The sequence below is a fragment of the Candidatus Nomurabacteria bacterium genome, from assembly GCA_023898565.1.
Classification (GTDB): domain Bacteria; phylum Patescibacteriota; class Minisyncoccia; order Phycocordibacterales; family UBA918; genus OLB19.
On sequence record CP060228.1, the window covers coordinates 352378 to 373129 of the forward strand.

The following is a 20752-nucleotide window of genomic DNA, read 5'->3' on the forward strand; positions in this document are numbered from 1 at the left end:
TTTTGCCACTTAAAAAGTCGCGCTCCTTCAAACGTGACTACTTAAGAAACCCGCCCATAGCTCAGCCGGTAGAGCAGCGGCCTTTTAAGCCGAGGGTCCCAGGTTCGAGTCCTGGTGGGCGGACAATAGTAGAACTCTGGGGTTTCATACATATATATGACATCACCTAAGCGCGGTAGCAAATACGTACTACCAAATAATAGATATGAGCAACTAGTCCAGCAAGTGACCACTGCCGGCTGCTTTGAGCGCACGTACTTTTCTCATGGACTACTTCTGCTCAGCTCACTCCTAGGACTAACTGCTTCAGCCTATATGATCACGTACAGTGATAATACTTGGCTCCAAGTTGGCAATGCAGTTGTCGCCGCTTTTTTTAGCGTACAGCTTGGATTGTTTGGACATGACCTGTCACACCAAAGTGTCTTCCGTTCAAAAAAACTAAATAAAAATCTAGCCCTCATAATCTGGGGTCTTGGCTGTGGTCTGAGTGAAAGTCGATGGTTTTACAAACATAACGCACACCACCAATCTCCCAACCATATTGATCATGACCCTGATCTCGACATACCGTTTGTCTTCACAGCTGAACAAGCCGCCACACGAAGCGATTTTAGTAAAAAATACATTCTTCCCTACCAGCATATTTTATTCTGGGTTGGTGTCATGTTTGTATATCCATTCAACCTTCTACACAGCATGAGATTCTTGCTAGAAAAATATAGCTGGCGCTCACTAATCGAAATAATACTCATCAGTGGTCATTTTTTAATTGTACTTATCTTTACGTTTAGCCAGTTGCCATTTTTAACAGCAGTCATATTTAACCTAGTGACACTCCTTACCATTGGTATATATATGGGTCTTATTTTTGCCCCCAACCACAAAGGTGAAGACATGCTCAGCAGCACAGAGAAACACAACTGGGTACACCAAATTACCCTCACCAGGAACTTACACCACAGTCCGATTGGCTCATATGTTTTAGGAGGTCTTGATTTTCAAGTTGAACACCACCTCTTTCCTAGCATGTCTCGGTTTAAGTACTCTGCAGCACACACTATTGTGATTTCATTCTGCACCAAACACAATATTCCCTACAAAGAAGTTTCTTTTAGCGAATCAATGAAACAAATTCATCAAGCCTTACATGAAGAATCACGGTCTTGGAGACAGAAAACTAAACCCTGCTAGAGAGTGAGCGCCCATCGTTCAAGCGACAGCTCCATATTACGCACACCCGCATGCCCATCGTGATATAACACCAACAGCGACAAGGAAAGCCTTTCAATATCTCCCGGCTGGAACTTAGCAAGGGCCCTCTTTGCTTTATTGTACGGAAAATCTTTCATCCCGGCGGCGGCGGCAGTGGTGGTGTTTTTTGCCAACCGCAGCGCTTTAAGCTGCCACCACAACATCCCTACAATTTCTTCTTCGCGCAATCCAGACGACTTTGCTTCTTGCAACAACACCCAAAGCTGCCGCCGATCTCTTTGTGCCAGCGCTTCGGCGAGAGAAAAGGTATTGAACGCTGTATTTTTTTCCACCACAAACTCTTCCATAATCGCAGCGTGTTTGGCATACACTTTCTTTGGAGCGGCCAATAACGCCGCTTCTAAAATTACAAAGGTATTAGGCGATTGCGCCAATGCTTCTAAAGCCTCTTTTGTGTCAGTAAAAAATTCCTCAGCAGCTGATGGTGTGTCGAGCACAAACCACTCCACTCCCCCAAAGAGTGATTGTGCACCGAGCGCATCGCTTACTTGTCCAACTTGATATTCAGCCGCCTCAAGCGTAGTAACAGTAGCATCAGCTGGAGCATTGCTATCAATATAGGTAGTTGCTCTGTCCCGCACCTCACCACGATTGGTTCCAAAAAAAACAACGTACATACAATTACTCGACTTTAAACGGTACCATATCGTGCCAATTATTCCCCACCTTCACCTCGACCTTTAGTGGTACTCCGCGTCGCTCTTCATCACTCAAAACGTTCTCCATCACTTCAACAATTTTTTTTGTATGGGAGGACAGTGCGTTTGTTTTGATCTCAAAAACCAGTTCATCGTGCACTTGTAATAACATACGCACTTCGTCTTTTTGCAGACCATCTATGTACGCAGCGATACGCAACATCGCGATACGCATGCAGTCGGCGGCGGTTCCTTGAATTGGCGCATTAATCGCCATACGCTCCGCTTGCGCTCGAATGAATGACACGCTTGACATAATTCCCGGGAACCGCCGCCGTCTACCAATTAGCGTTTCGGTGTAGCCATGCTGTCGCGCAAAGGTCTTCGTATCTTCGAGGTACTCAGCCAGCCGAGTAAAGGTTTGAAAGTATGCATTGAGAAATTCCTGCGCTTCAGCGCGAGTTGTCTCTCCCCCTAAATTTTGCCTAAGTGCATTAACTCCCATGCCATACAAAATACCGAAGTTTATCACCTTGGCTTTGCGGCGCATATCCGACGTCACCTCACTTTCCACTACCCCAAACACGCGCGCAGCTACCCCCGCATGCACATCCTCACCATGTCGGAAAATCTCCAACATATTTGCATCCTGTGAAAGAATTGCTGCGATTCGTAGTTCAATCTGCGAGTAATCGATAGCCACCAAAGAATACCCGGATTCTGCCACAAAGGCCCCGCGCACAAGTCTCCCTTCTTCAGTGCGAATTGGGATATTTTGTAGATTTGGATCTTTACTCGCCATGCGGCCGGTTGCTGCGCCCGTCTGCAGCAATGTTGAGTGCACTCTTCCATCCTTTCCCACCTGTTGTGGCAATGTATCAATATACGTCGAAACGAGTTTCTGTAATTCTCGATACCGTAAAATCTCGGTAATCACTGGATGTTCATCACGCAGCTTCTCAAGTTCCGACTCTTTAGTTGAGCGTTGACCACCAGCAGTTTTTTTAGCGTTTTTTGGCTTGAGACCTAACGTGTCAAAGAGCACCTCACCAAGCTGTTTGGGTGAATTGATATTAAACTCAGTTTCTGCAAGCTGATAAATATTCTTTTCTAGTTGCGCTAATTCTTGATGAAACTTTTTTGACAACTTTTCTAAGTGCTTCGTATCGAGCTTAATGCCAATTGATTTCATCTGTGCCAACACTGCGATTAACGGCTGCTCGATTTCAGTAAATATTTTTTCCAAACCTTCTGCCTTCACCCTCGTTCGCAACGCAGCTATCGTTGCTGACCAATTATCAGTCTTAAGAAATGAGCGACCATAATCAATCACATCTTCGTACGACGCATTGGTACGTTCGCTTTCTAACAACCACAATAGTATGGCCGCTTCTTGCAACTCCTCCTCAGACACCACCTCTTCTTCCACAACAAACAACTCCTCGCCAAAGAGCTTTTTAACACGATCAGTCACCGCTCGAAAACCGAGCTCGCTAAATAGCTGAGCAACTCTTTCTGTGTCAGCATTATCGCGCCAAGCCGTATCAGCCACCGCAAAAGCATCAAGGGCGTCCGTTCGAATGGTGGCCAGCATCTTAGAAAACTCCGCTTCTTCCTTACCTTCCTTCAATAAATTAATAATGCGTGGTTTTATACCGGCATCTAAAAACGCCTGTTCTGATTGTTCTAATTTTTTATATATCTTTTCTAACGAACCAAAAGAAGTAATGAGTGTCGTCGCAGTCTTTTCTCCAATTCCGGCAATACCAGGAATATTGTCTGAGGTGTCTCCCCGCAACCCTTTATAGTCAGGCACAAGTATCGGACCAAATCCAAACCGATCCTTAACCGCTTTTTCATCGTACAAAATAGTATCCTTAATACCTTTTTTTAAAGTGAATACTTGTACGCGTTTTTTATCAACACACTGCAACGTATCCATATCACCCGATGCAATAATCACCTGCAAGTCCTTCTCACTAGTCGTGAGATGCGCAATCGTACCAAGCATGTCATCAGCCTCAAAACCAGGACGCTCGTAAATCGGAATACCAAACGCAGCAAAGATATCTCGCGAACGAATGATTTGCGCCACCAGCGCATCGTCTGTTTTGGCCCGCCCGGCTTTGTACGCATCGTATACTTCGTGGCGATAGGTTGGCTCTGGCAAGTCATAACAGGCCGCAATATATTCTGGTTTGAACTCTTCAATAATCCGTAACAACATTGTTGTTACACCATACAGAGCGCCGGTTGGCTCACCAGTTGGCGAAGAGAAATCCGGTAATGCGTGATACGCCCGATGGAGAATTGCATGAGCATCAAGCAATACTAACGTTTTTTCATTCGTTTTAGACATACCCGTAGTATACGAGGTTTCACCACCTCCGACTACTTGTCTTCTTTACCGTCTACCCGCACAGTGCGTGACTCATCAACATTAACAACAAGAGACACTGAGACAGCGTTTGAGGGAATAATGCTCGCAATCCGCTCTGGCCATTCTACACACACAATACTCTGCGGCTCCCCCAAAACACGCTCCAGCTGTAACGGCTTTGCTTCGGATTCATCTTCAAATCGATACGCATCAATATGCACCAGCTGCGAAAACTGAGCATGTCGTAGAGAGTACTGTTTCATGATGGTAAATGTCGGACTGGTCACCGGCTCGCTCACCCCCAACCGCTTAGCCAGTTGTTGTGTGAAGGCAGTTTTCCCTGCCCCTAAATCACCGCGCAACACAATACACAATCCTGAAGCGTGATTTGTTTCCAGAATAAAATCAATTACTACCGAAAAATCTTCCGGTGATTGCACCACAAACTCCTTAGTCATAGATACTCGCAATATACCAAGAACTATCAAAAAATCACAGGATTTGTGCGTGGTATTATGTAACCATGATTAAATTTGATGATAGTTATTCAAACTCTCGACTTGCCGATCTTCACACTCAGGAAGAAGAGCGACTCATTCAACAAACTGCACCGCAGCTTGGTTTTGACTACGTAAATCTTCGCGGGTACACCATCAACCCCGAAGCAATTGGCGCTATTCCTGAAACACAAGCGCGAGCAGCTGAGCTGGTTGGTTTTGAACTTAATCGCTCCACCCTTTCTGTTGCAGCTCGAAAACCAAACGATCCTAAAACACAAGCCATCTTGCAAGATTTACAAAAAAGACGCTTTCAAATCAATCTCTATATTTGCTCGCGCGCCAGCCTAGAGTATGGCTGGGAACGCTACGCTGACATTGTTGATTCAAAAATTGAAAAACGTGGCGTGTTTGAAATTAGTGCTGAAGATATCCAAAAACTCACTACTGAGATTAAACAAAAAGAAGACGTTTTGACTATCTTGAAAAGAATTGCGGCTTCAGCTAATACTCGACGAATTTCAGAGACGTTGGAGTTGGTATTCGCAGGTGGAATCGCCCTGGGCGCATCTGATATCCACATCGAACCAGAGGAAACTGGTATTCGGCTACGCTACCGCTTTGATGGTGTACTGCATGATATCGTCGATCTCGATACATATATATATGAACGAATGATGTCTCGTCTCAAACTGCTCTCCGGCATGATTTTAAATACCCGTGCTGAAGCTCAAGACGGTCGTTTTACGTTTGATATCGGCAGTCGTGAAATTGAGGTGCGCTCATCAATTATTCCAGGTGCGTTTGGCGAATCAATCGTGATGCGTCTTCTTGACCCATCTGTCTCCAGCTTTAGCATGGATAAAATCCGTTTAAATCCGCATATTGAGGAGGTGATTAGGCGTGAGCTCAAAAAGCCAAACGGGCTTATTATTACCACTGGTCCAACCGGATCAGGTAAAACCACCGCCCTCTATGCCTTCCTGCAAGAAGTACATACTGAAGGGGTAAAAATTATCACGATTGAAAATCCAGTTGAATACAAGCTGGACGGCATCGTACAAACACAAACCGGTGACGACTATACTTTTGCGTCAGGACTCCGTGCAATTCTTCGCCAAGACCCTGACATTATCATGGTAGGTGAAATTCGTGATCACGAAGTAGCCGAAACCGCTATCCACGCCGCACAAACTGGCCACTTAGTATTTAGCACCCTCCACACCAATAGTGCGGTAGCCGGCTTCCCTCGCCTCATTGATCTTGGAGTTGATCCGCGCATCATGGGTAGCGCCATCAATATGATTCTTGGACAACGACTCGTTCGCTTGCTTTGCAGCTCATGTAAAAGTGCCTATCAAGCAACACCCGATGAAGTCGCAGTGATGAAATATGTTATGAAAACCCATCCCCACCCGACCACCGTCACAGACAACACAACACTCTATCGCGCAACCGGTTGCCCAGACTGTGGCGGCACTGGCTTTAAAGGCCGTACCGGTATTTTTGAAGGCGTTCTGATGGATCAGGCAGTTGAAGAAGTAGTAATCCGTGATCCGCGCGAACACGTAATTACCGAAGCAGCTAGACCGCAAGCTATTCCGACTATGGTGGAGGACGGTATTGAAAAAGTACTACACGGCCTCACTTCTATTACTGAACTTGAGCGCGTAATTGAACTTCCCTACATAGAAGCGAACCGCCAAACTGGAACCACACAAATAAAACCAGCCGCCCCAAGTGGAGCGACTGATGATGATTTTATGAACCACATTGTGTAATGTGGTTCTACTGGAGGAGTGAAATGATTACTGGTCAAGACTGTAGCAACTTTTTTTATGCTACATTCAATTAAACCAGCGTTCGTTCCAGAGTATAACTCTCTAAGCAAGGCTTCCGCATTGAAAGTGAATGCCGCGCTAAGAAAGTTTGTCGCACTTTCACTCTAGGGTGAACGCCACAAAACCCCTCGCAACGCATCCAAGTTGCTTAGAGAGTTATCTTCTGGAATCTGATAAACAAAACAAAGGTGTCACTCGCGACACGCCGGAGAACTCAATTGCCAGTTATATTAGCATACTTTAAATATTTGTCAACACTTTGCAGCCCTTTTGGGGCTTTTTTGTTATACTAAGCAAAATAACCATATTGATATGAGTACTCCCATCACGCGCGATGACGCCAGTAATCTTGACCGCACCCTCCGCCCGCAAACGTGGGATGAATATATTGGTCAAGAAAAAACCAAGGAAAATCTTCGTATTCTACTTACAGCTGCAAAGGAACGCGGCCATGCCGCAGAGCACATTCTTCTCTATGGACCACCAGGACTCGGTAAAACCACTCTTGCCAACTTAGTCTCAAAGACCCTTGGCACCAATATGAAGATCACTTCTGGCCCAGCGATTGAGCGCGTTGGCGATTTAGCAGCTATCCTCACCAATCTCTCACCCGGTGATGTTCTTTTCATTGATGAAATCCACCGCCTCTCAAAAAGCATTGAGGAAGTGCTCTACCCTGCCATGGAGTCTGGCGTCTTAGATATTATTATTGGAAAAGGTCCATCTGCTCGAACGGTGCAGCTCGAGCTACCACCGTTTACCATGGTGGCTGCCACTACTCGCATCTCCCTTCTCTCTTCTCCGCTTCGCTCTCGTTTTTCCGGAGGTACATTCAGACTAGAATTTTATTCTGACGAAGAAATTGCTCAGATTCTCACCCGCTCAGCCGAACTCCTTGAGGTTTCAGCCAGTATGGAAGCTATTCATAAAATAGCCACACGCTGCCGGGCCACCCCACGTACCGCCAACTATCTATTGAAACGTTGCCGCGACCTAGCTCAACTTGAGGGAGGAGGTCTGACAGACCGCATAATCGAGAAAACGTTTGATCTTTTAGAGATTGATTCACTGGGACTCGGCAAACCTGACCGAGCAGTACTTGAAGTGATTGTTCAAAAATTTAATGGAGGGCCAGTCGGACTTAACACTATCGCTGCCGCTACTGGCGAAGAACCATCTACTATAGAAGATGTAATCGAGCCCTACCTGATTCGTCACGGACTTTTGGAACGCACGCCGCGTGGACGAATTGCCAGCCCTGATGCATATAGCCATATCGAGAGAAATTAATAGATCAAGTCAGTCTTTATTGATTTTTAATCTTCGAGTACACTACCAAAATAGTAAAAAATATAGATATGTCTGGACATAATAAATGGTCAAAAATTAAACATAAAAAAGCTGCTACTGATGCTGTAAAAAGTAAAGTTTTTTCCAAGCACTCAGCCCTTATCACCATGGAAGTGAAGAAAGCTGGCGGCGACGTAAGCTCTGCTAGTGTCCTTGCCGCTGTCGAACGTGCCAAAAAAGATTCCATGCCTAAGGATAATATTGAAAAAGCCCTGCAAAAAGGTAGTGGTGCTGGTGGCGCTATGCTTGAAGAAATCCTATTTGAAGGATACGGCCCCGGCGGTGTTGCACTTATGATTGAAGCAGTGACTGACAACAATAATCGCACTGCCCCAGAAATTCGACACATCTTTTCTAAGGCTGGCCTAGAACTCGGCACACCCGGTTCAGCTGCCTGGGCTTTTACTAAAACCAGCGAAGGATACGTTCCCAATAATCCTATGGAGCTCGATGACGACACTGGAGAAAAACTAGCAGACTTTATTGAAAAACTTGAAGAGCAAGACGACGTAACAAACGTCTATACGGCTGCAGACTCTCTAGAAGACTAGCTAAAAGGCCGGCCCCTTTAGGGGCCGGCCTTTTAGCTAACAGCAAAATCAACTATACTCTTACACATGAGAGTAATCAGTGTCGACCCTGGCTACGACCGCATAGGTGTTGCAGTTATGGAACTTGAAAATGGTAATGAAAAACTACTCTTTTCTACCTGCATCGAAACCAACAAAGCACTTTCCTTCACTGAGCGACTAAAAGTGCTCGGCGATGCCTTTCAAGACATTCTGCAGATATACTCCCCCACAGCACTTGGCATTGAAACACTCTTCTTTAATAAAAATCAAAAAACTGCCATCGGCGTAGCGCAAGCTCGTGGGATTCTTATCTATCTATCACAAACACACAATTGCGAGGTGTTTGAGTTTGGACCACAGGAAATCAAAATTGCCGTCACTGGCTACGGCAAAAGCGACAAATCTGCTGTTATAGATATGGTGAAGCGACTTATAAGAAACGCGCCAGCAAAAGCTCTTGACGACGAGTACGACGCCATTGCTGTCGGCATAACCTGCCTTGCGCATCACGGACGAAGGCAGTAAACTACCCCGCAGCATACTGAAACAGTAGTGCGAGCTTACACACCAACACCAAGTTCTACTTAACGAATTTTTAAAGGTGTGCTACTTTGATACCAAACATTTCATTAATCACAGTTATCTATGATCAATTTTCGCAACGAAGAAGAGGAAGAATTGGAAACCCCTGAAGAGGATGAGGACGCATCACTTGATGATGATATTCTGGATGAAGTAAGCGATGGAGACGACGATGACTCTGATCACGACATGGAAGGATTTGGCCACATCGGCGACAATACTAATGAAGAAGAGGATGAGGAAGACGAGGAAGAAGATACTGACGAAGAACTAGAAGATGACGCTGAGGATGTAGATTTTGACACTTTTGACGACATTGACGAGATGTAGTTAAAAATTAATACGTTGAGCTTATATACTTGTAAAAACACCCGGCACCGCCGGGTGTTTTATTAATTACTGAACTGCATCACACAAAACTGTTTCTTTCCTCTCTTCAAAAGAGCAATACCTTTATTAGCATCGCTCCTGTCAACAACAGCGTCTACAGTAGTGATTTTATTCCCATTTATCGTAATCGCACCCTCTTCAATAAAAGTTCGTGCTTCACGATTACTCTTTGCAAGAGCTGACGCCACCAATACTTCTACCAGTGACTGCTGATGAATGACTGTTACCTTTGGCGCATTTTCAATAATCATTGCCACAGCTGCATCACTAAGACTCATCACATCACCACCACCAAACAAAATCTGTGACACTTCCTCAGCGGCGGTCGCTGCCCCAACGCCATGCACCAACGTAGTCACCCCCAAGGCCAACTTTCGTTGCGCAGCACGCGCTCCTGGATTTTCTTGTTGCACCTGCTCAATTCCAGCGATTTCTTCTAGCGGCAAAAACGTAAAACGTTTCAAGTGTTCAATCACACTATCGTCGCTGACATTTAACCAGAACTGATAAAACTGGTACGGAGACGTTTTTGCCGCATCAAGCCACACCGCATTCCCTTCACTCTTACCAAACTTCTTCCCGGTCGCTTTATCAATAATCAATGGTACCGTAACCGCAAACACTTCTGTCTGCTTCTTACGACGCACTAGTTCAACACCAGACACAATATTCCCCCACTGATCTGAACCACCTACCTGCACGGTCACATTTTTATCTTCAAATAACCGCAAAAAGTCGTACCCCTGCAAAATCGGGTACGCAAACTCTGTGTACGAAAGTCCTGTGTCACTAGAAAGCCGTGTTGCAATTGCATCTTTCTTTATAAGTTCATTTACCGTGTAATGCTTGCCGATATCACGCAAGAAATCGATGAGTTTAATCTCAGTGAGCCATGTCGCATTATCAACAAACTCAATCTCTGTACCAGCAAAAAAACGTTCAGCCTGCGCCTTAAGACCAGCCACATTCTTAGCCACATCTTCTAGCGGCTTCAGCTGCCGTTCAGCGTCTGGTTTGGGGTCACCAATCATCCCTGTACCGCCACCAACCAAGAAGACAATCTTGTGTCCAGCGAGCGCCAAATGGCGAAGCAACATCCAGATAACAAAATTACCCGCGTGCGCAGAATCAGCACTTGGGTCAATGCCGTGATATATGGTACGCTTCTCCCCATCGACAATCTCAGTGAGTGATGGACTAGAGACCTGATGAATAAACCCTCTGTTTTCTAACTCTTTTGCAAGGCTCATATTGAAACAACTCTATCACACATTCGTAGTAAATTGTCTAGACAACTCATGCTAACATTGGCTATATAACTATATATTATGAAAATTGGCGCTTGGTTTAAAAAGAATTGGAAGGAGATCTTTATGGATCTATTGGTTTTTGGCTTAGCAGCCTTTATTATCATTTCCGCTGTTGGCTTAATCTGGATATCTACCCTAGAGATTCCAGACCTTTCCGCATTTGAAGAACGTCGTGTTCTACAATCAACCAAAATTTATGACCGCACCGGTGAAATACTCCTCTATGACCTACACCAAGATGTACGTCGCACTATTGTGCCATTTGATGAAATGTCGCCGTTTGTGCGCAATGCCACTATTGCTATTGAAGATGATCAGTTCTATAACCATATCGGGATCGACTTTATGGCGATTATTCGCTCGATGGTAATCAATCTCCAAAAAACTGGTGATCCTTTTTCTGGCGTTGGCGGCTCTACCATCACCCAACAAGTAATTAAAAACTCTGTTCTTGATCGCGATAAAAACCTTACCCGTAAGGTGAAAGAAGCGATTCTTTCAATCAAACTTGAGCGCGTAATGGAAAAAGACCAGATTCTTGAAGTATATCTAAACGAAGCGCCTTACGGTGGCACAATCTATGGCGTTGAAGAAGCGGCACAATCTTTCTTTGGTAAAAAAGCAATTGATCTCACTCTTCCTGAAGCAGCCTACCTAGCTGCCATCCCACAAGCACCGACTTACTTTTCTCCCTACGGATCACACCGAGCAGACCTCGACGAACGCCAGCAACTAGTTCTCGATCGCATGAGACTAAATGGCTTCATTACCGTAGATCAATACAACGAAGCAAAGGACACTACCATAGAATTCCAACCACAAGCAGTTACAGGAATACGAGCACCTCACTTTGTTATGTATGTTGTTGAACAGTTAGCAGAAAAATATGGTGAAGAAGCAATGGCAGAACAAGGCTTTCGCATCATCACTACACTTGACTGGGATCTGCAAAAGGAAGCCGAGAAAATCGTAGCACAGAAAGTTGCTTCAAATACTGAAAAATACAACGCTACCAACGGTGGCTTAGTAGCAGTCGACCCAAAAACGGGAGACTTACTCACTATGGTTGGTTCACGAGATTATTTCAGTGAAGATATTGATGGTAATTTTAATGTCACCTTGGCACCACGCCAGCCTGGATCATCAATCAAGCCATTCGTGTATGCTAATGCATTTCGAAAAGGATACCTTCCGCAAACTGTACTATTTGATGTACCGACTCAGTTTTCACCACAATGCGAACCAGACAGCCAAAGCTCTGAATCACCTTGTTATGCACCACAAAACTACAACCACAAGTTTGTAGGACCAATCAGTATGCGCAATGCACTGGCTCAATCGCTTAATATTCCAGCAGTTAAAACACTGTATTTAGCAGGCTTGAAAGATACCCTTAAATTTGCGGCTGATATGGGGCTCACAACCCTCAACGACCCAGACCGCTACGGCCTAACGCTCGTACTTGGAGGTGGAGAGGTTCGTCTTGTCGACATGACATACGCCTACAGCGTATTTGCGAATGCGGGTCTAAAAACGGAACCGCGCACCATTTTAAAAGTTGAAGATAGCCGTGGCAACGTTATAGACGAACCTGAAGTACAGACCCATCGTGTACTGGAAGAAAATGTTGCCTATATGATAAGCGATGTTCTTTCAGATAACGTGGCTCGAACTCCTTTATGGGGAAATTGGTCAATTGTAAACTTCGGTGAGCGTGACGTGGCAGTAAAATCTGGCAGCACTAACAACTTACGTGACGCATGGATTATGGGATACGCTCCAAACATCGCAGTTGGTGCTTGGTGTGGCAACAACGACAACGCAGCTATGGGAGGTGGCCTCTCAGGCCTTATTACAACTCCAATGTGGCGCGCTTTCATGGACGTTGCCTTAGCTAAATTGCCGAACGAGGAATTTCCAGAGCCTGAAATTAACACCGATGGATTAAAACCTGTCCTTCGTGGAGAATACATCGACACCGCAGCGCTACTTGAAGCCATGCAGAGTAAGCAAGCTGCTGAAGAAACAAATAATACACGGCCAAATCGCAACAACAGAAATGATACTAACGAGGACGAAATTAATAGCCAAACTATTGATGTTGCAGCGGTCTACAACAACATTCACTCAATTCTTCATTTCGTAAATCGTGATGACCCAACCGGCGGTTACCCAGCCAACCCCGCCAGCGACCCGCAGTACGAAAACTGGGAATATGGGGTGCAGAAGTGGAACCAAGAAACCTTCGGACTTCTCCTTGGCACCACCACCCCATCAGAAAACTAACTTTCAAAAAATCACTTTCGGACAACCGTCTTTCCCAAGACGGTTTTCTAATTCTTGAAAAATAACCTGCTGTTTAAGCGTAAGCTCTGATTTAATAATACTCGACACCTGGAGCGAGATGGTGCGTGTATTTGGTGTGTATACTACCTGCTCAAACTTTATATCAAATCCAGCCACATCTTTTATCACCTGCACAAATTCTTTCTCAACCGTCGCCTGTGGCGCCTTGATACGTGTCTTGTAACGCTCAAACAGACTACCAATCTGCTTCATTGCCTTAGGAGTTGAGTATTGTTCCATAGTAGTAGTATATACGTCCTTAGAAAGCAGTAAAAGGCCGCTGAAGACATTGTCTTCAGCGGCCTTTGCCTACCACTTCCACCAATCTATTTATTCATTGGCATCACCAAGTACCTAAAACTCGTGTCCCCCACCCCTTGCATCACCATTGCGCGGCCAATCCCAGCAAAACTCATCTTAACCGAATCGTCACTCACATGCCCAAGAGGATCCATAATGTACTGCTGATTAAAACTAAGTGACAATTCCTCACCCTCCACTTGAGCACGTACTGTATCTGTCGTATGACCAACTTCATTATTTTGTGAGGAAATCGTGAGACTATGTTCAGTAATCATCAGCGATACTTGACGGAACTTATTTAAAAATACATTAGTCTTTTTGAACGACCTGGACAAATCATCTTTAAGCACCGTTACGTATGTCACAAATTCTTTCGGAATAATCTGTGCGTAATCTGGAAAATTTCCAGTTACCAACCGAGACGATACATACACCCCACCAGGAAAACGGAGTGCGCACTGGTTTTCGTTTGTAATGAATACAGGATCCTGACCCACCACATCAATGATACGAGCGAGCTCAACAGCATTCTTCTGTGGAATCATAATTGACTGATCCATAACCAAACTTTTTTGCGTAACCGTCTTCTCCATCAAGCGAAACGAGTCAGTTGCAACAAACGTCAGCGAGTGCTCCTTCTTCTGCTGTACAAACACACTACCAAGCTCTGGCTTTATAGATGTTTGAGACGCCGCAAACGCTACACTTTTTATGCCGTATGAAAAACTAGAACCTTGCAACTTCAATTCTTCTCCTTGCAACTGATGCAACTTAGGAAACTCATCAACAGAAAATGTTTTAATTGAGGTGTTTGTATTAGCTGTCTCGAGCTGCAGCACCTGTTCTTCAGTTCGAAGTGTCACTTCTTTTTGTGACATAAACTGAATACTCTGCAAAAAAATCTGTGCAGGAATCGCCACTAAACCCTCCTCTGCTACTGATCCCGAAAGCGTGACTTCAATACTAATTTCAAGATTAGTTGCTTGTAAAGTAATGCTATTTTCTTTCGCCTCAATCAACACACACTGCAAGACAGGTAGTGTTATGTGCTTAGTGCTTATCCTCCCCACTAGCTCGAGAGCTTTAGTGAGTTCGCTGTGTGGAATAGTTATCTCCATATCTCTATTGTAAAGCATTTTACTTCTTATTATTAGGGGTGTGGAAGTGTGCAAAAGTAGAAAGTATGGCGTACTGTAACGTTGGTTCCTGTGAGCACAATTTAATTTCTATGTGGGTTATCTCGGGATTGTTGTGGACACGGCTGGGGAAAGGAATTTTAAGGGTCAAAATTTTGACTAAACTGGGTATATCTTTTACCTGAACTCCCAGTTTTCTGACACCTTACCCAGATTTATTCCCAGTCCAATTAGAGTCTTATTCCTTACTATCCCCAAATCTCTCCACACTACGAAGAAATTAAAATAAAACTACTCGTGAGAGTAGTTTTATTTTAAGAGTAATCTGACTTGCGTGATTTCTTCTTCCAGTTCACTGCTACCTTTCAGCTCTTGTTTGATCTTTTCACATGAGTGAATGACAGTGGTGTGATCGCGGCCACCAAGCTTCTTTCCAATAGCTGGATATGATACCTGAAAATCTTCACGCAGGATGTACATAATGATTTGGCGTGGTTTCACTACTTCTTTACGCCGCGTCTTTTCATAGATACTCGCCTGGTCGATATCGTAGTAGCGAGCGACTTTTTCAACTACGTCAGTAATGGCTAGTGTTTTTCGTGGTCGAGAGCTGTTCTTGATGATGGTTCGTACTTCATCAATTGAAAGTGTGCGACCAAGAAGCTGTGATTGACACATGATGGTGTTAAGGGCGCCTTCAAGTTCCCGCACATTACCTTCAATGCTCTGGGCGAGGTGGTCAACCACTGTGTCATCGAGTGTTATGCTGTTTTGAGCAGCTTTTGCGCGCAAGATAGCAGCGCGAGACTCAAGATCCGGTGCGGGTAGGTCAACAATCATGCCTTGAGCGAAGCGTGACTGTAGACGCTCCTCCATCCCATTTAAAAGAGCCGGATGTTGGTCGCTTGAAAAAACAATTTGTTTGTTGTTGTCGTGCAAAGCATTAAAGAGATGGAAGAGCTCCTCTTGAGTTTTTTCTTTAGTAGCCAGGAACTGTACATCGTCCATAATGAGTACGTCGTACTGTCGGTAGCGATCTTTGAAGCTGTTGGCACTACCACTCTGTAGGGCGTTGAAATAATCAACCGCAAAACGCTCAGAAGTAACGTAGAATACTTTCTTGCCAGTTTTTTTAATTTGATTCCCAACGGCTTGAATGAGGTGAGTTTTACCATGGCCAGTCTTGCCATAAATAAAGAGTGGATTATAGGTAATCCCCGGCTTTTCACTTACTGTTTTAGCAGCAGCGTGCGCAAGAGCGTTGTATGGGCCGACTACAAACGTATCGAAAGAATATTTAGGGTTTAAGTTATCGCTCTTGTTGATGTAGTAGTCTTCAAGCGGTAGCGCAGCGTTGACGGTTTGGTTTTTAGTTGATTCTTGCTTGCGCTCGTTGCGTTGGGCTACGGCGTATTCCACGCTGCGCACGTGTGGGGTTAGGTCGCGCAGGGTTTTGAGAATCATGGTGTGAAACTTATCTTGTAGCCAATCCTTCACAAACACGCTTGGTACTCCAATAGTAGCAGTGCCGTCTTCGAGAGTAATAATATAAGTGTCACGGAACCAGGTCTTGAAGTTGGCGGTGGTGATAGAGAGTTCAATCTTTACGAGCGCATCATCCCAAAGCTGCTTTACATCTACTTGTTCGGTATGAACGATACTGTTGGTTGATGCTGTGTGTGAGATAGGGTTCATAATCTAGGTGAATCGAACGGTGATTTGCATTATACCGCCGTGTGAAAAACTGTAAACAAGTTGACGAAAATATTTACCAATCAAAGCACATTTTTTGTTTCAAAAAATGCAACTGTGTATAACTTGTGTATAAGAAGGTGTTAGATTTTTAAGAAATCTCTTCCCTATTGAAATATTTATATATTCCTGTATAGTTCTCGTTACTAAAACACAGTTATGTCAAAAAGAACCTATCAACCAAGTAAGCGCAAGCGAGCAACAACCCACGGTTTTTTGGTGCGTTCAGCATCACCGACTGGTCGCAAGATTATCCGTGCTCGTCGTCGTAAGGGCCGCGCACAACTTACTGTAAAAAAAGCTCGTTAGAGCTTTTTTTGTTAGACTAGTGAGATATGTTTAAAAAGCGCGAACGATTAACAAGGTCTGAATTTCAGGAGTATTTTAGGACGGGTACTAGACATCACAGTAAGCATGTAACACTCATCACCGCCACTTCATCTAAAAGAAAAGTGGCGGTTGTAGTTGGTAAAAAAGTCGCCAAGAGTGCAGTAAAGCGGAATCTATACAAACGTAGGATTTTTGGGGTGTTACAAACTATCCCCTGCACTGGAGTGTTGATTGTGATTGTAAAACCAACGTTTGCTACATTATCGCGCAAAACAGCAGCTGTAGTGCTAACGACTGAGGTTGCTCGGGTGTGTAAAAGTGCGTAGAATAAGCCCACTATGTTCAGTTTTATTTGGCACACGTTTTTCTTTGACCCGATTTATAACGCGCTGGTCTTTTTTATTGATGTTATTCCTGGCGGTGACGTCGGTCTCGCTATTATTTTGACGGTACTTTTAGTAAAGACTATTCTCCTCCCTCTCTCGATTAAAGCTGCTAAAACCCAGCGAATTGTACGTGAGATTGAGCCAAAATTGAAAGAGCTCAAAGAAAAGCATAAAGATGATAAACAACAGCAAGCGCAAGCAATGATGCTGGTTTATAAGGAAGCAGGAATGAATCCATTTGCGAGTATTGCGCTAGTATTTTTACAGATTCCAATTGTGATTGCTTTGTATTTAGCAGTGTCTCGTGGTGGCGGGGTGCTTCTACCAGATATTAACCTAGCGATACTCTATCCTTTTGTGGCGGCACCGCTTGAGGTGACGATGCATTTTCTTAACCTGATAGATATTACCGAGCGAAGTCTATTTTTGGCGATTGGAGCTGGTGTTACACAGTATGTATATGTTCATCTCACTATGCCCAAGCTTCCGCCGCGAGAAGCAGGTAAGGTGCTTGATATGAAAGAGGAGTTCATGCGGAATATGCAAACACAAATGAAGTATGTCATGCCATTTTTGATTGTGTTTATCTCGTACTCAATTTCTGCTGCAATTGCGCTCTACTTTATGGTGAGTAATCTAGTATCAATTGGACAAGAATATTTTGTGCGTAAACACCGGTAGTTTTGAGTCAGATTAAAGCAAAAAAACACCACCAGAAGGTGGTGTTTTTTAAAATCTAAATTGCATCGTAATAGCAGAAATTACGACCAGTGGTTGCGTCCGTAAAAAAGACTCCATTAAGTGTGCTTAAACTGCTGGTGCAGTGTGATTTTGCAGCACTAAGTTCCATTGTTCCATAGTCATCTTTGATATTTTTTCCAGCAGGCCAGCTAAGACATACTGATCCATTTGGTCCAGAGTATAATTTTTGTTGTGGCGAGAGTGATGAAATTTTTGCTGGGCAAGAGTTGCTGAATAGTATTTGTTGCTCATTTCCAGCTGATGCAGGCATGGTTTTTGCAGTGACTCCTGAGGTCGGTGTGGTGGTGGTTATTTTGCTGGTATCAAGGGTTGTTGGAGTGGCTGCTGATCCAGAGTATGTTTTGTTTTTTAGGTGGTCAAAAGTTAGATTAACATTGGCTGTGTCAGGGTTTACTACGGTTAGAATCAAGACTGCTGCAAGAACCAGCAAGAGTCCAATTAGTGCCCCTTGAATATCCTTCTTTGCTTCCCCTTTTGAGGTTACTACATCAGTCATCATCCACTTCACTCCAGCGATGATAATCTTAATTACAGCTAGTAGAGCGGCAATGGTGATTGAAAATACATAGAGCGCATTAATGTAGCTGTCAAAATCATTGTTTGCATCAACACCAGGAATACCAACAAGTGGGCGGTATACTGTCGGTTCAGCAGCAAAAATGGTGAGCGGTAAGCTAAGTAGTGCAGTGGCAGTGAGAGTGAATACTTTTTTCATATGTAATTGACTATTGCTCGTTACTAAACATCCATAAGTTACCTGTCGCTGTGTTGGTAAAGTAAATATGAGTGTCGTCTAGATTTGGCACTATCTCCGAGACTTCAATATTTCGTCCAGTTTCTGAACTAATGTCAACCAATTGCGTAAATACAGCATTCTCTAAATCAAAGCTCCAGAGATTATCACTGAAGGTTGCTTCACCTTTGTACCAAAGATCAGGCATCTGATTTGAGTTTACATCACTGCTACTACCACAAATCAATGCTGTAGTGGTGTACAGCGGCGAACATTTTTCAGGGATAGTACTGAGGAAAATATTGTTTGTCTCTCCAGTCTCTTCATTATACAAGTATGTATTGTAGCTGCCTTTTTCTTGCTTGCTGTACAACACACCAACACTGTTTCCTGTAGCTGAAATTCCGTAGCCAGCAGCTGGTAAGCGATGTAGTACACCATTTTTGCTGGCGTACACATACCCCTCAAATTGATTGGTTGCCTTTGGGTACACATAATGAGTTTCGTCCGCAGTTGATCCCCAATCAATAACAGCTTCTCTAAATGGAACAGTAAAGAGTGTCTTGGCTGTATCGCTTACAGGGTCATATTCTTTTGCGATTACAGTAGCGTTTGTTTTAACTGCGTACAAAAATGTGTTATTGGTGGTAACACTGAAGTCTATAATTGGTTCAGTAATAGCTTTAGTCTCAAGTTGATCGGTTGAGCTGCTTAGGGTTCCAATTACAAAATCTGCACCAATTCCACTACCAGACTGGACAAGTACGTATAATCCGTTAGGCGTAATCGCAGCTTTGAAACTTGAAGGAATAGTGGTAGCTGAGATGCGCTTTTCCTCCCCTGTTTCAAGATTTAGAGCAAATATGTATCCGGTTCCGGCTGCTACGTAGTATACCGACGGCGATGAGCTCGCATTTTTTTTAACTTCCTGATATCCCACTACTGGTGTGGTGGTTAGTTGACGAAGTCGTTCAGGACCTTCGATATCAACGACAGGTTGTTCGTCATTTTGTATTGGTTCGTATGAGTTACTGGTGGTATCTCCTAAGTCAATAGTAGTGTAGGTATCATCAGTGCTGTTTGGGTTGCTAAAGAGAATAATGTACACCCAAACTCCTAGTAAAATAAGTACAATGATTGCTCCAATAATGATGAAAAGTGGCCGTTTCATAGACTAGAAATTAACTTGGGTTGCACCTATCGCGCCTTGTAACACTTGGGTTGTATCTCGTACATGGAAGCTGAGGTTGAGCACGCCACCAGATCCAGTGCGCTCTAATGTAACTTCGTAAGGGTTTCCTCCTCCAGTTTCAGCTATGGTATTCCCGAGCGTCCACTCAGTAATGGCAGGATTGTTATAAACCCTTGAGTCAAGGTAGTATGGCTCAGCTGCAACGACCAGGCTATTACCGATGAGTGAGATGCCTTCAGAAAGGGTTTTTTTACTCATACCAAAGAGAGCACTTACCTCATAGAAATGAATCTCTGGAGCAACTGAGGGGATTGAAATTGATCGGCTGGCAATGACACTGCCGTCAAGCGTAGCAACTTGGACACTGAGTGTTTCGTTGCTGTTGTTTGTGGTGGTAAATGAAACTTGATTGCGGCCACGGAGTGACCCCCCTTCTATAACTTGTTGGCCAAATCGCCATGTGTAGATAAGGTCTGGGTTGCGAAAACCAGCGCCACTAATGAGTGCAGTAGCATTGACGGTGCTGCCAATGCTCGGTAGTGCTCGTCCAAGATAGTTTTCTGGAACGTGTGTTTGTGGCTCGATGATAATATCGAGGTAGATTGGCCGAATAACTGTCTGTAATGACTCTCGGCCACCGCCAGAGCGGGTTAAAATTACTTCAACTGATTGTGTTGTGCCGAGAGCGCCAGTCGTTACTTTCGCCTCGCGTTTATTTTCTGCCTCAGGAATAACTCTGCCGTCTAATACCCAGGTGATGTTTGCGCCGTAGCTACTTCCTCGGTAATCATTAATTGATAGTGTCACCTCTTCTCCTGGTGCTGGATATTTTGGTTGTATTTCAATACCAAATTCTGGTTGAGTGAAGGTGTTGTTGCTACTAAACTGCGCTGAAGCTGGAATGGCAGCAAGGCTTAAAATAAATATAAAAGTGGTGACGATTGTCCGCATATTAGTAATAATAACAGACGTGAATA

20 protein-coding genes and 1 tRNA gene are annotated in these 20752 nt (G+C 44.2%); 11 read left to right on the top strand and 10 right to left on the bottom strand.

Features of this window, described 5'->3' with window-relative positions; translation table 11 throughout:
* Positions 1-50 precede the first annotated feature (50 nt).
* A tRNA-Lys gene (locus H6780_01745) sits at positions 51-123 on the top strand.
* Between the two features lie 33 nt (positions 124-156).
* A complete protein-coding gene (locus H6780_01750; GenBank protein ID USN89122.1) occupies positions 157-1194 on the top strand; it encodes an acyl-CoA desaturase in 1038 nt (345 codons plus the stop codon).
* Here H6780_01750 and H6780_01755 read toward each other — a convergent pair.
* Genes H6780_01755 through tsaE form a run of 3 tightly spaced genes read right to left on the bottom strand, consistent with a single transcriptional unit; the run spans position 1191 to position 4751 of the window.
* A complete protein-coding gene (locus H6780_01755; GenBank protein USN89123.1) occupies positions 1191-1892 on the bottom strand; it encodes a hypothetical protein in 702 nt (233 codons plus the stop codon). The two genes, H6780_01750 and H6780_01755, sit on opposite strands and share 4 nt — an antisense overlap.
* 4 nt (positions 1893-1896) lie before the next feature.
* Entirely contained in the window at positions 1897-4272 is a 2376-nt protein-coding gene (locus H6780_01760) for a hypothetical protein (GenBank protein ID USN89124.1), read from the bottom strand.
* Positions 4273-4304: 32 nt separating this feature from the next.
* On the bottom strand, positions 4305-4751 hold the full coding sequence (gene tsaE, locus H6780_01765; protein USN89125.1) for a tRNA (adenosine(37)-N6)-threonylcarbamoyltransferase complex ATPase subunit type 1 TsaE: 447 nt from the start codon (positions 4749-4751) through the stop codon (positions 4305-4307).
* A 65-nt stretch (positions 4752-4816) separates the two neighbouring features.
* On the opposite strand from tsaE, the gene H6780_01770 reads away from it, so the two are divergent.
* The 5 genes from H6780_01770 to H6780_01790 all read left to right on the top strand — a co-directional run bounded on the left by H6780_01770 (position 4817) and on the right by H6780_01790 (position 9465).
* Positions 4817-6571, top strand: coding sequence for a type II/IV secretion system protein (locus tag H6780_01770; protein ID USN89126.1), 1755 nt, complete (start codon positions 4817-4819; stop codon positions 6569-6571).
* 372 nt (positions 6572-6943) lie between these two features.
* On the top strand, positions 6944-7921 hold the full coding sequence (gene ruvB / locus H6780_01775) for a Holliday junction branch migration DNA helicase RuvB (GenBank protein USN89127.1): 978 nt from the start codon (positions 6944-6946) through the stop codon (positions 7919-7921).
* A gap of 68 nt (positions 7922-7989) precedes the next feature.
* Positions 7990-8532 (top strand): YebC/PmpR family DNA-binding transcriptional regulator, encoded by a 543-nt coding sequence (locus H6780_01780; GenBank protein ID USN89128.1) that lies wholly within the window; start codon positions 7990-7992, stop codon positions 8530-8532.
* A 66-nt stretch (positions 8533-8598) separates the two neighbouring features.
* Complete coding sequence (locus H6780_01785) at positions 8599-9078, top strand: crossover junction endodeoxyribonuclease RuvC (GenBank protein ID USN89129.1); 480 nt, start codon at positions 8599-8601, stop codon at positions 9076-9078.
* 120 nt (positions 9079-9198) lie between these two features.
* Positions 9199-9465 carry a hypothetical protein gene (locus H6780_01790; protein ID USN89130.1) on the top strand — a complete coding sequence of 89 codons (267 nt, stop codon included), beginning with the start codon at positions 9199-9201 and terminating at the stop codon, positions 9463-9465.
* Between the two features lie 62 nt (positions 9466-9527).
* Here the strand turns inward: H6780_01790 and H6780_01795 are convergent, their stop codons facing one another.
* Positions 9528-10775: a tyrosine--tRNA ligase gene (locus tag H6780_01795; protein USN89131.1), complete on the bottom strand. Its 1248-nt coding sequence runs from the start codon at positions 10773-10775 to the stop codon at positions 9528-9530.
* Between the two features lie 123 nt (positions 10776-10898).
* On the opposite strand from H6780_01795, the gene H6780_01800 reads away from it, so the two are divergent.
* A complete protein-coding gene (locus H6780_01800; GenBank protein ID USN89132.1) occupies positions 10899-13121 on the top strand; it encodes a penicillin-binding protein in 2223 nt (740 codons plus the stop codon).
* Between the two features lie 3 nt (positions 13122-13124).
* Here the strand turns inward: H6780_01800 and H6780_01805 are convergent, their stop codons facing one another.
* The 3 genes from H6780_01805 to dnaA form a co-directional block, all read right to left on the bottom strand.
* The gene (locus H6780_01805) at positions 13125-13421 is read right to left on the bottom strand and encodes a hypothetical protein (GenBank protein ID USN89133.1); all 297 of its coding nucleotides are present in this window, start codon (positions 13419-13421) and stop codon (positions 13125-13127) included.
* A gap of 86 nt (positions 13422-13507) precedes the next feature.
* A complete protein-coding gene (gene dnaN / locus H6780_01810) occupies positions 13508-14602 on the bottom strand; it encodes a DNA polymerase III subunit beta (protein ID USN89134.1) in 1095 nt (364 codons plus the stop codon).
* 327 nt (positions 14603-14929) lie between these two features.
* Positions 14930-16315: a chromosomal replication initiator protein DnaA gene (gene dnaA / locus H6780_01815; protein ID USN89135.1), complete on the bottom strand. Its 1386-nt coding sequence runs from the start codon at positions 16313-16315 to the stop codon at positions 14930-14932.
* Positions 16316-16531: 216 nt separating this feature from the next.
* On the opposite strand from dnaA, the gene rpmH reads away from it, so the two are divergent.
* The 3 genes from rpmH to H6780_01830 are packed head-to-tail and all read left to right on the top strand — an operon-like array spanning position 16532 to position 17769.
* Positions 16532-16681, top strand: a complete 150-nt coding sequence (gene rpmH / locus H6780_01820) for a 50S ribosomal protein L34 (GenBank protein ID USN89136.1) — start codon at positions 16532-16534, stop codon at positions 16679-16681.
* Positions 16682-16707: 26 nt separating this feature from the next.
* Positions 16708-17028, top strand: coding sequence for a ribonuclease P protein component (gene rnpA, locus H6780_01825; protein USN89137.1), 321 nt, complete (start codon positions 16708-16710; stop codon positions 17026-17028).
* A gap of 12 nt (positions 17029-17040) precedes the next feature.
* Positions 17041-17769: a membrane protein insertase YidC gene (locus H6780_01830; GenBank protein USN89138.1), complete on the top strand. Its 729-nt coding sequence runs from the start codon at positions 17041-17043 to the stop codon at positions 17767-17769.
* Positions 17770-17824: 55 nt separating this feature from the next.
* Here the strand turns inward: H6780_01830 and H6780_01835 are convergent, their stop codons facing one another.
* From H6780_01835 to H6780_01845, 3 genes are read right to left on the bottom strand one after another with little or no spacing between them, the layout of a single operon-like run.
* Entirely contained in the window at positions 17825-18565 is a 741-nt protein-coding gene (locus tag H6780_01835; GenBank protein USN89139.1) for a hypothetical protein, read from the bottom strand.
* A gap of 10 nt (positions 18566-18575) precedes the next feature.
* Positions 18576-19754, bottom strand: a complete 1179-nt coding sequence (locus H6780_01840; GenBank protein USN89140.1) for a hypothetical protein — start codon at positions 19752-19754, stop codon at positions 18576-18578.
* A 3-nt stretch (positions 19755-19757) separates the two neighbouring features.
* Positions 19758-20726, bottom strand: a complete 969-nt coding sequence (locus H6780_01845) for a hypothetical protein (GenBank protein ID USN89141.1) — start codon at positions 20724-20726, stop codon at positions 19758-19760.
* Between the last annotated feature and the right edge of the window lie 26 nt (positions 20727-20752).

Excerpts from the sequence above, each read along its gene's own strand:
- H6780_01750 (USN89122.1), top strand. The coding sequence starts at position 157 with ATGACATCACCTAAGCGCGGTAGCAAATACGTACTACCAAATAATAGA.
- H6780_01755 (USN89123.1), bottom strand. The coding sequence starts at position 1,892 with ATGTACGTTGTTTTTTTTGGAACCAATCGTGGTGAGGTGCGGGACAGA.
- H6780_01760 (USN89124.1), bottom strand. The coding sequence starts at position 4,272 with ATGTCTAAAACGAATGAAAAAACGTTAGTATTGCTTGATGCTCATGCA.
- tsaE (USN89125.1), bottom strand. The coding sequence starts at position 4,751 with ATGACTAAGGAGTTTGTGGTGCAATCACCGGAAGATTTTTCGGTAGTA.
- H6780_01770 (USN89126.1), top strand. The coding sequence starts at position 4,817 with ATGATTAAATTTGATGATAGTTATTCAAACTCTCGACTTGCCGATCTT.
- ruvB (USN89127.1), top strand. The coding sequence starts at position 6,944 with ATGAGTACTCCCATCACGCGCGATGACGCCAGTAATCTTGACCGCACC.
- H6780_01780 (USN89128.1), top strand. The coding sequence starts at position 7,990 with ATGTCTGGACATAATAAATGGTCAAAAATTAAACATAAAAAAGCTGCT.
- H6780_01785 (USN89129.1), top strand. The coding sequence starts at position 8,599 with ATGAGAGTAATCAGTGTCGACCCTGGCTACGACCGCATAGGTGTTGCA.
- H6780_01790 (USN89130.1), top strand. The coding sequence starts at position 9,199 with ATGATCAATTTTCGCAACGAAGAAGAGGAAGAATTGGAAACCCCTGAA.
- H6780_01795 (USN89131.1), bottom strand. The coding sequence starts at position 10,775 with ATGAGCCTTGCAAAAGAGTTAGAAAACAGAGGGTTTATTCATCAGGTC.
- H6780_01800 (USN89132.1), top strand. The coding sequence starts at position 10,899 with ATGGATCTATTGGTTTTTGGCTTAGCAGCCTTTATTATCATTTCCGCT.
- H6780_01805 (USN89133.1), bottom strand. The coding sequence starts at position 13,421 with ATGGAACAATACTCAACTCCTAAGGCAATGAAGCAGATTGGTAGTCTG.
- dnaN (USN89134.1), bottom strand. The coding sequence starts at position 14,602 with ATGGAGATAACTATTCCACACAGCGAACTCACTAAAGCTCTCGAGCTA.
- dnaA (USN89135.1), bottom strand. The coding sequence starts at position 16,315 with ATGAACCCTATCTCACACACAGCATCAACCAACAGTATCGTTCATACC.
- rpmH (USN89136.1), top strand. The coding sequence starts at position 16,532 with ATGTCAAAAAGAACCTATCAACCAAGTAAGCGCAAGCGAGCAACAACC.
- rnpA (USN89137.1), top strand. The coding sequence starts at position 16,708 with ATGTTTAAAAAGCGCGAACGATTAACAAGGTCTGAATTTCAGGAGTAT.
- H6780_01830 (USN89138.1), top strand. The coding sequence starts at position 17,041 with ATGTTCAGTTTTATTTGGCACACGTTTTTCTTTGACCCGATTTATAAC.
- H6780_01835 (USN89139.1), bottom strand. The coding sequence starts at position 18,565 with ATGAAAAAAGTATTCACTCTCACTGCCACTGCACTACTTAGCTTACCG.
- H6780_01840 (USN89140.1), bottom strand. The coding sequence starts at position 19,754 with ATGAAACGGCCACTTTTCATCATTATTGGAGCAATCATTGTACTTATT.
- H6780_01845 (USN89141.1), bottom strand. The coding sequence starts at position 20,726 with ATGCGGACAATCGTCACCACTTTTATATTTATTTTAAGCCTTGCTGCC.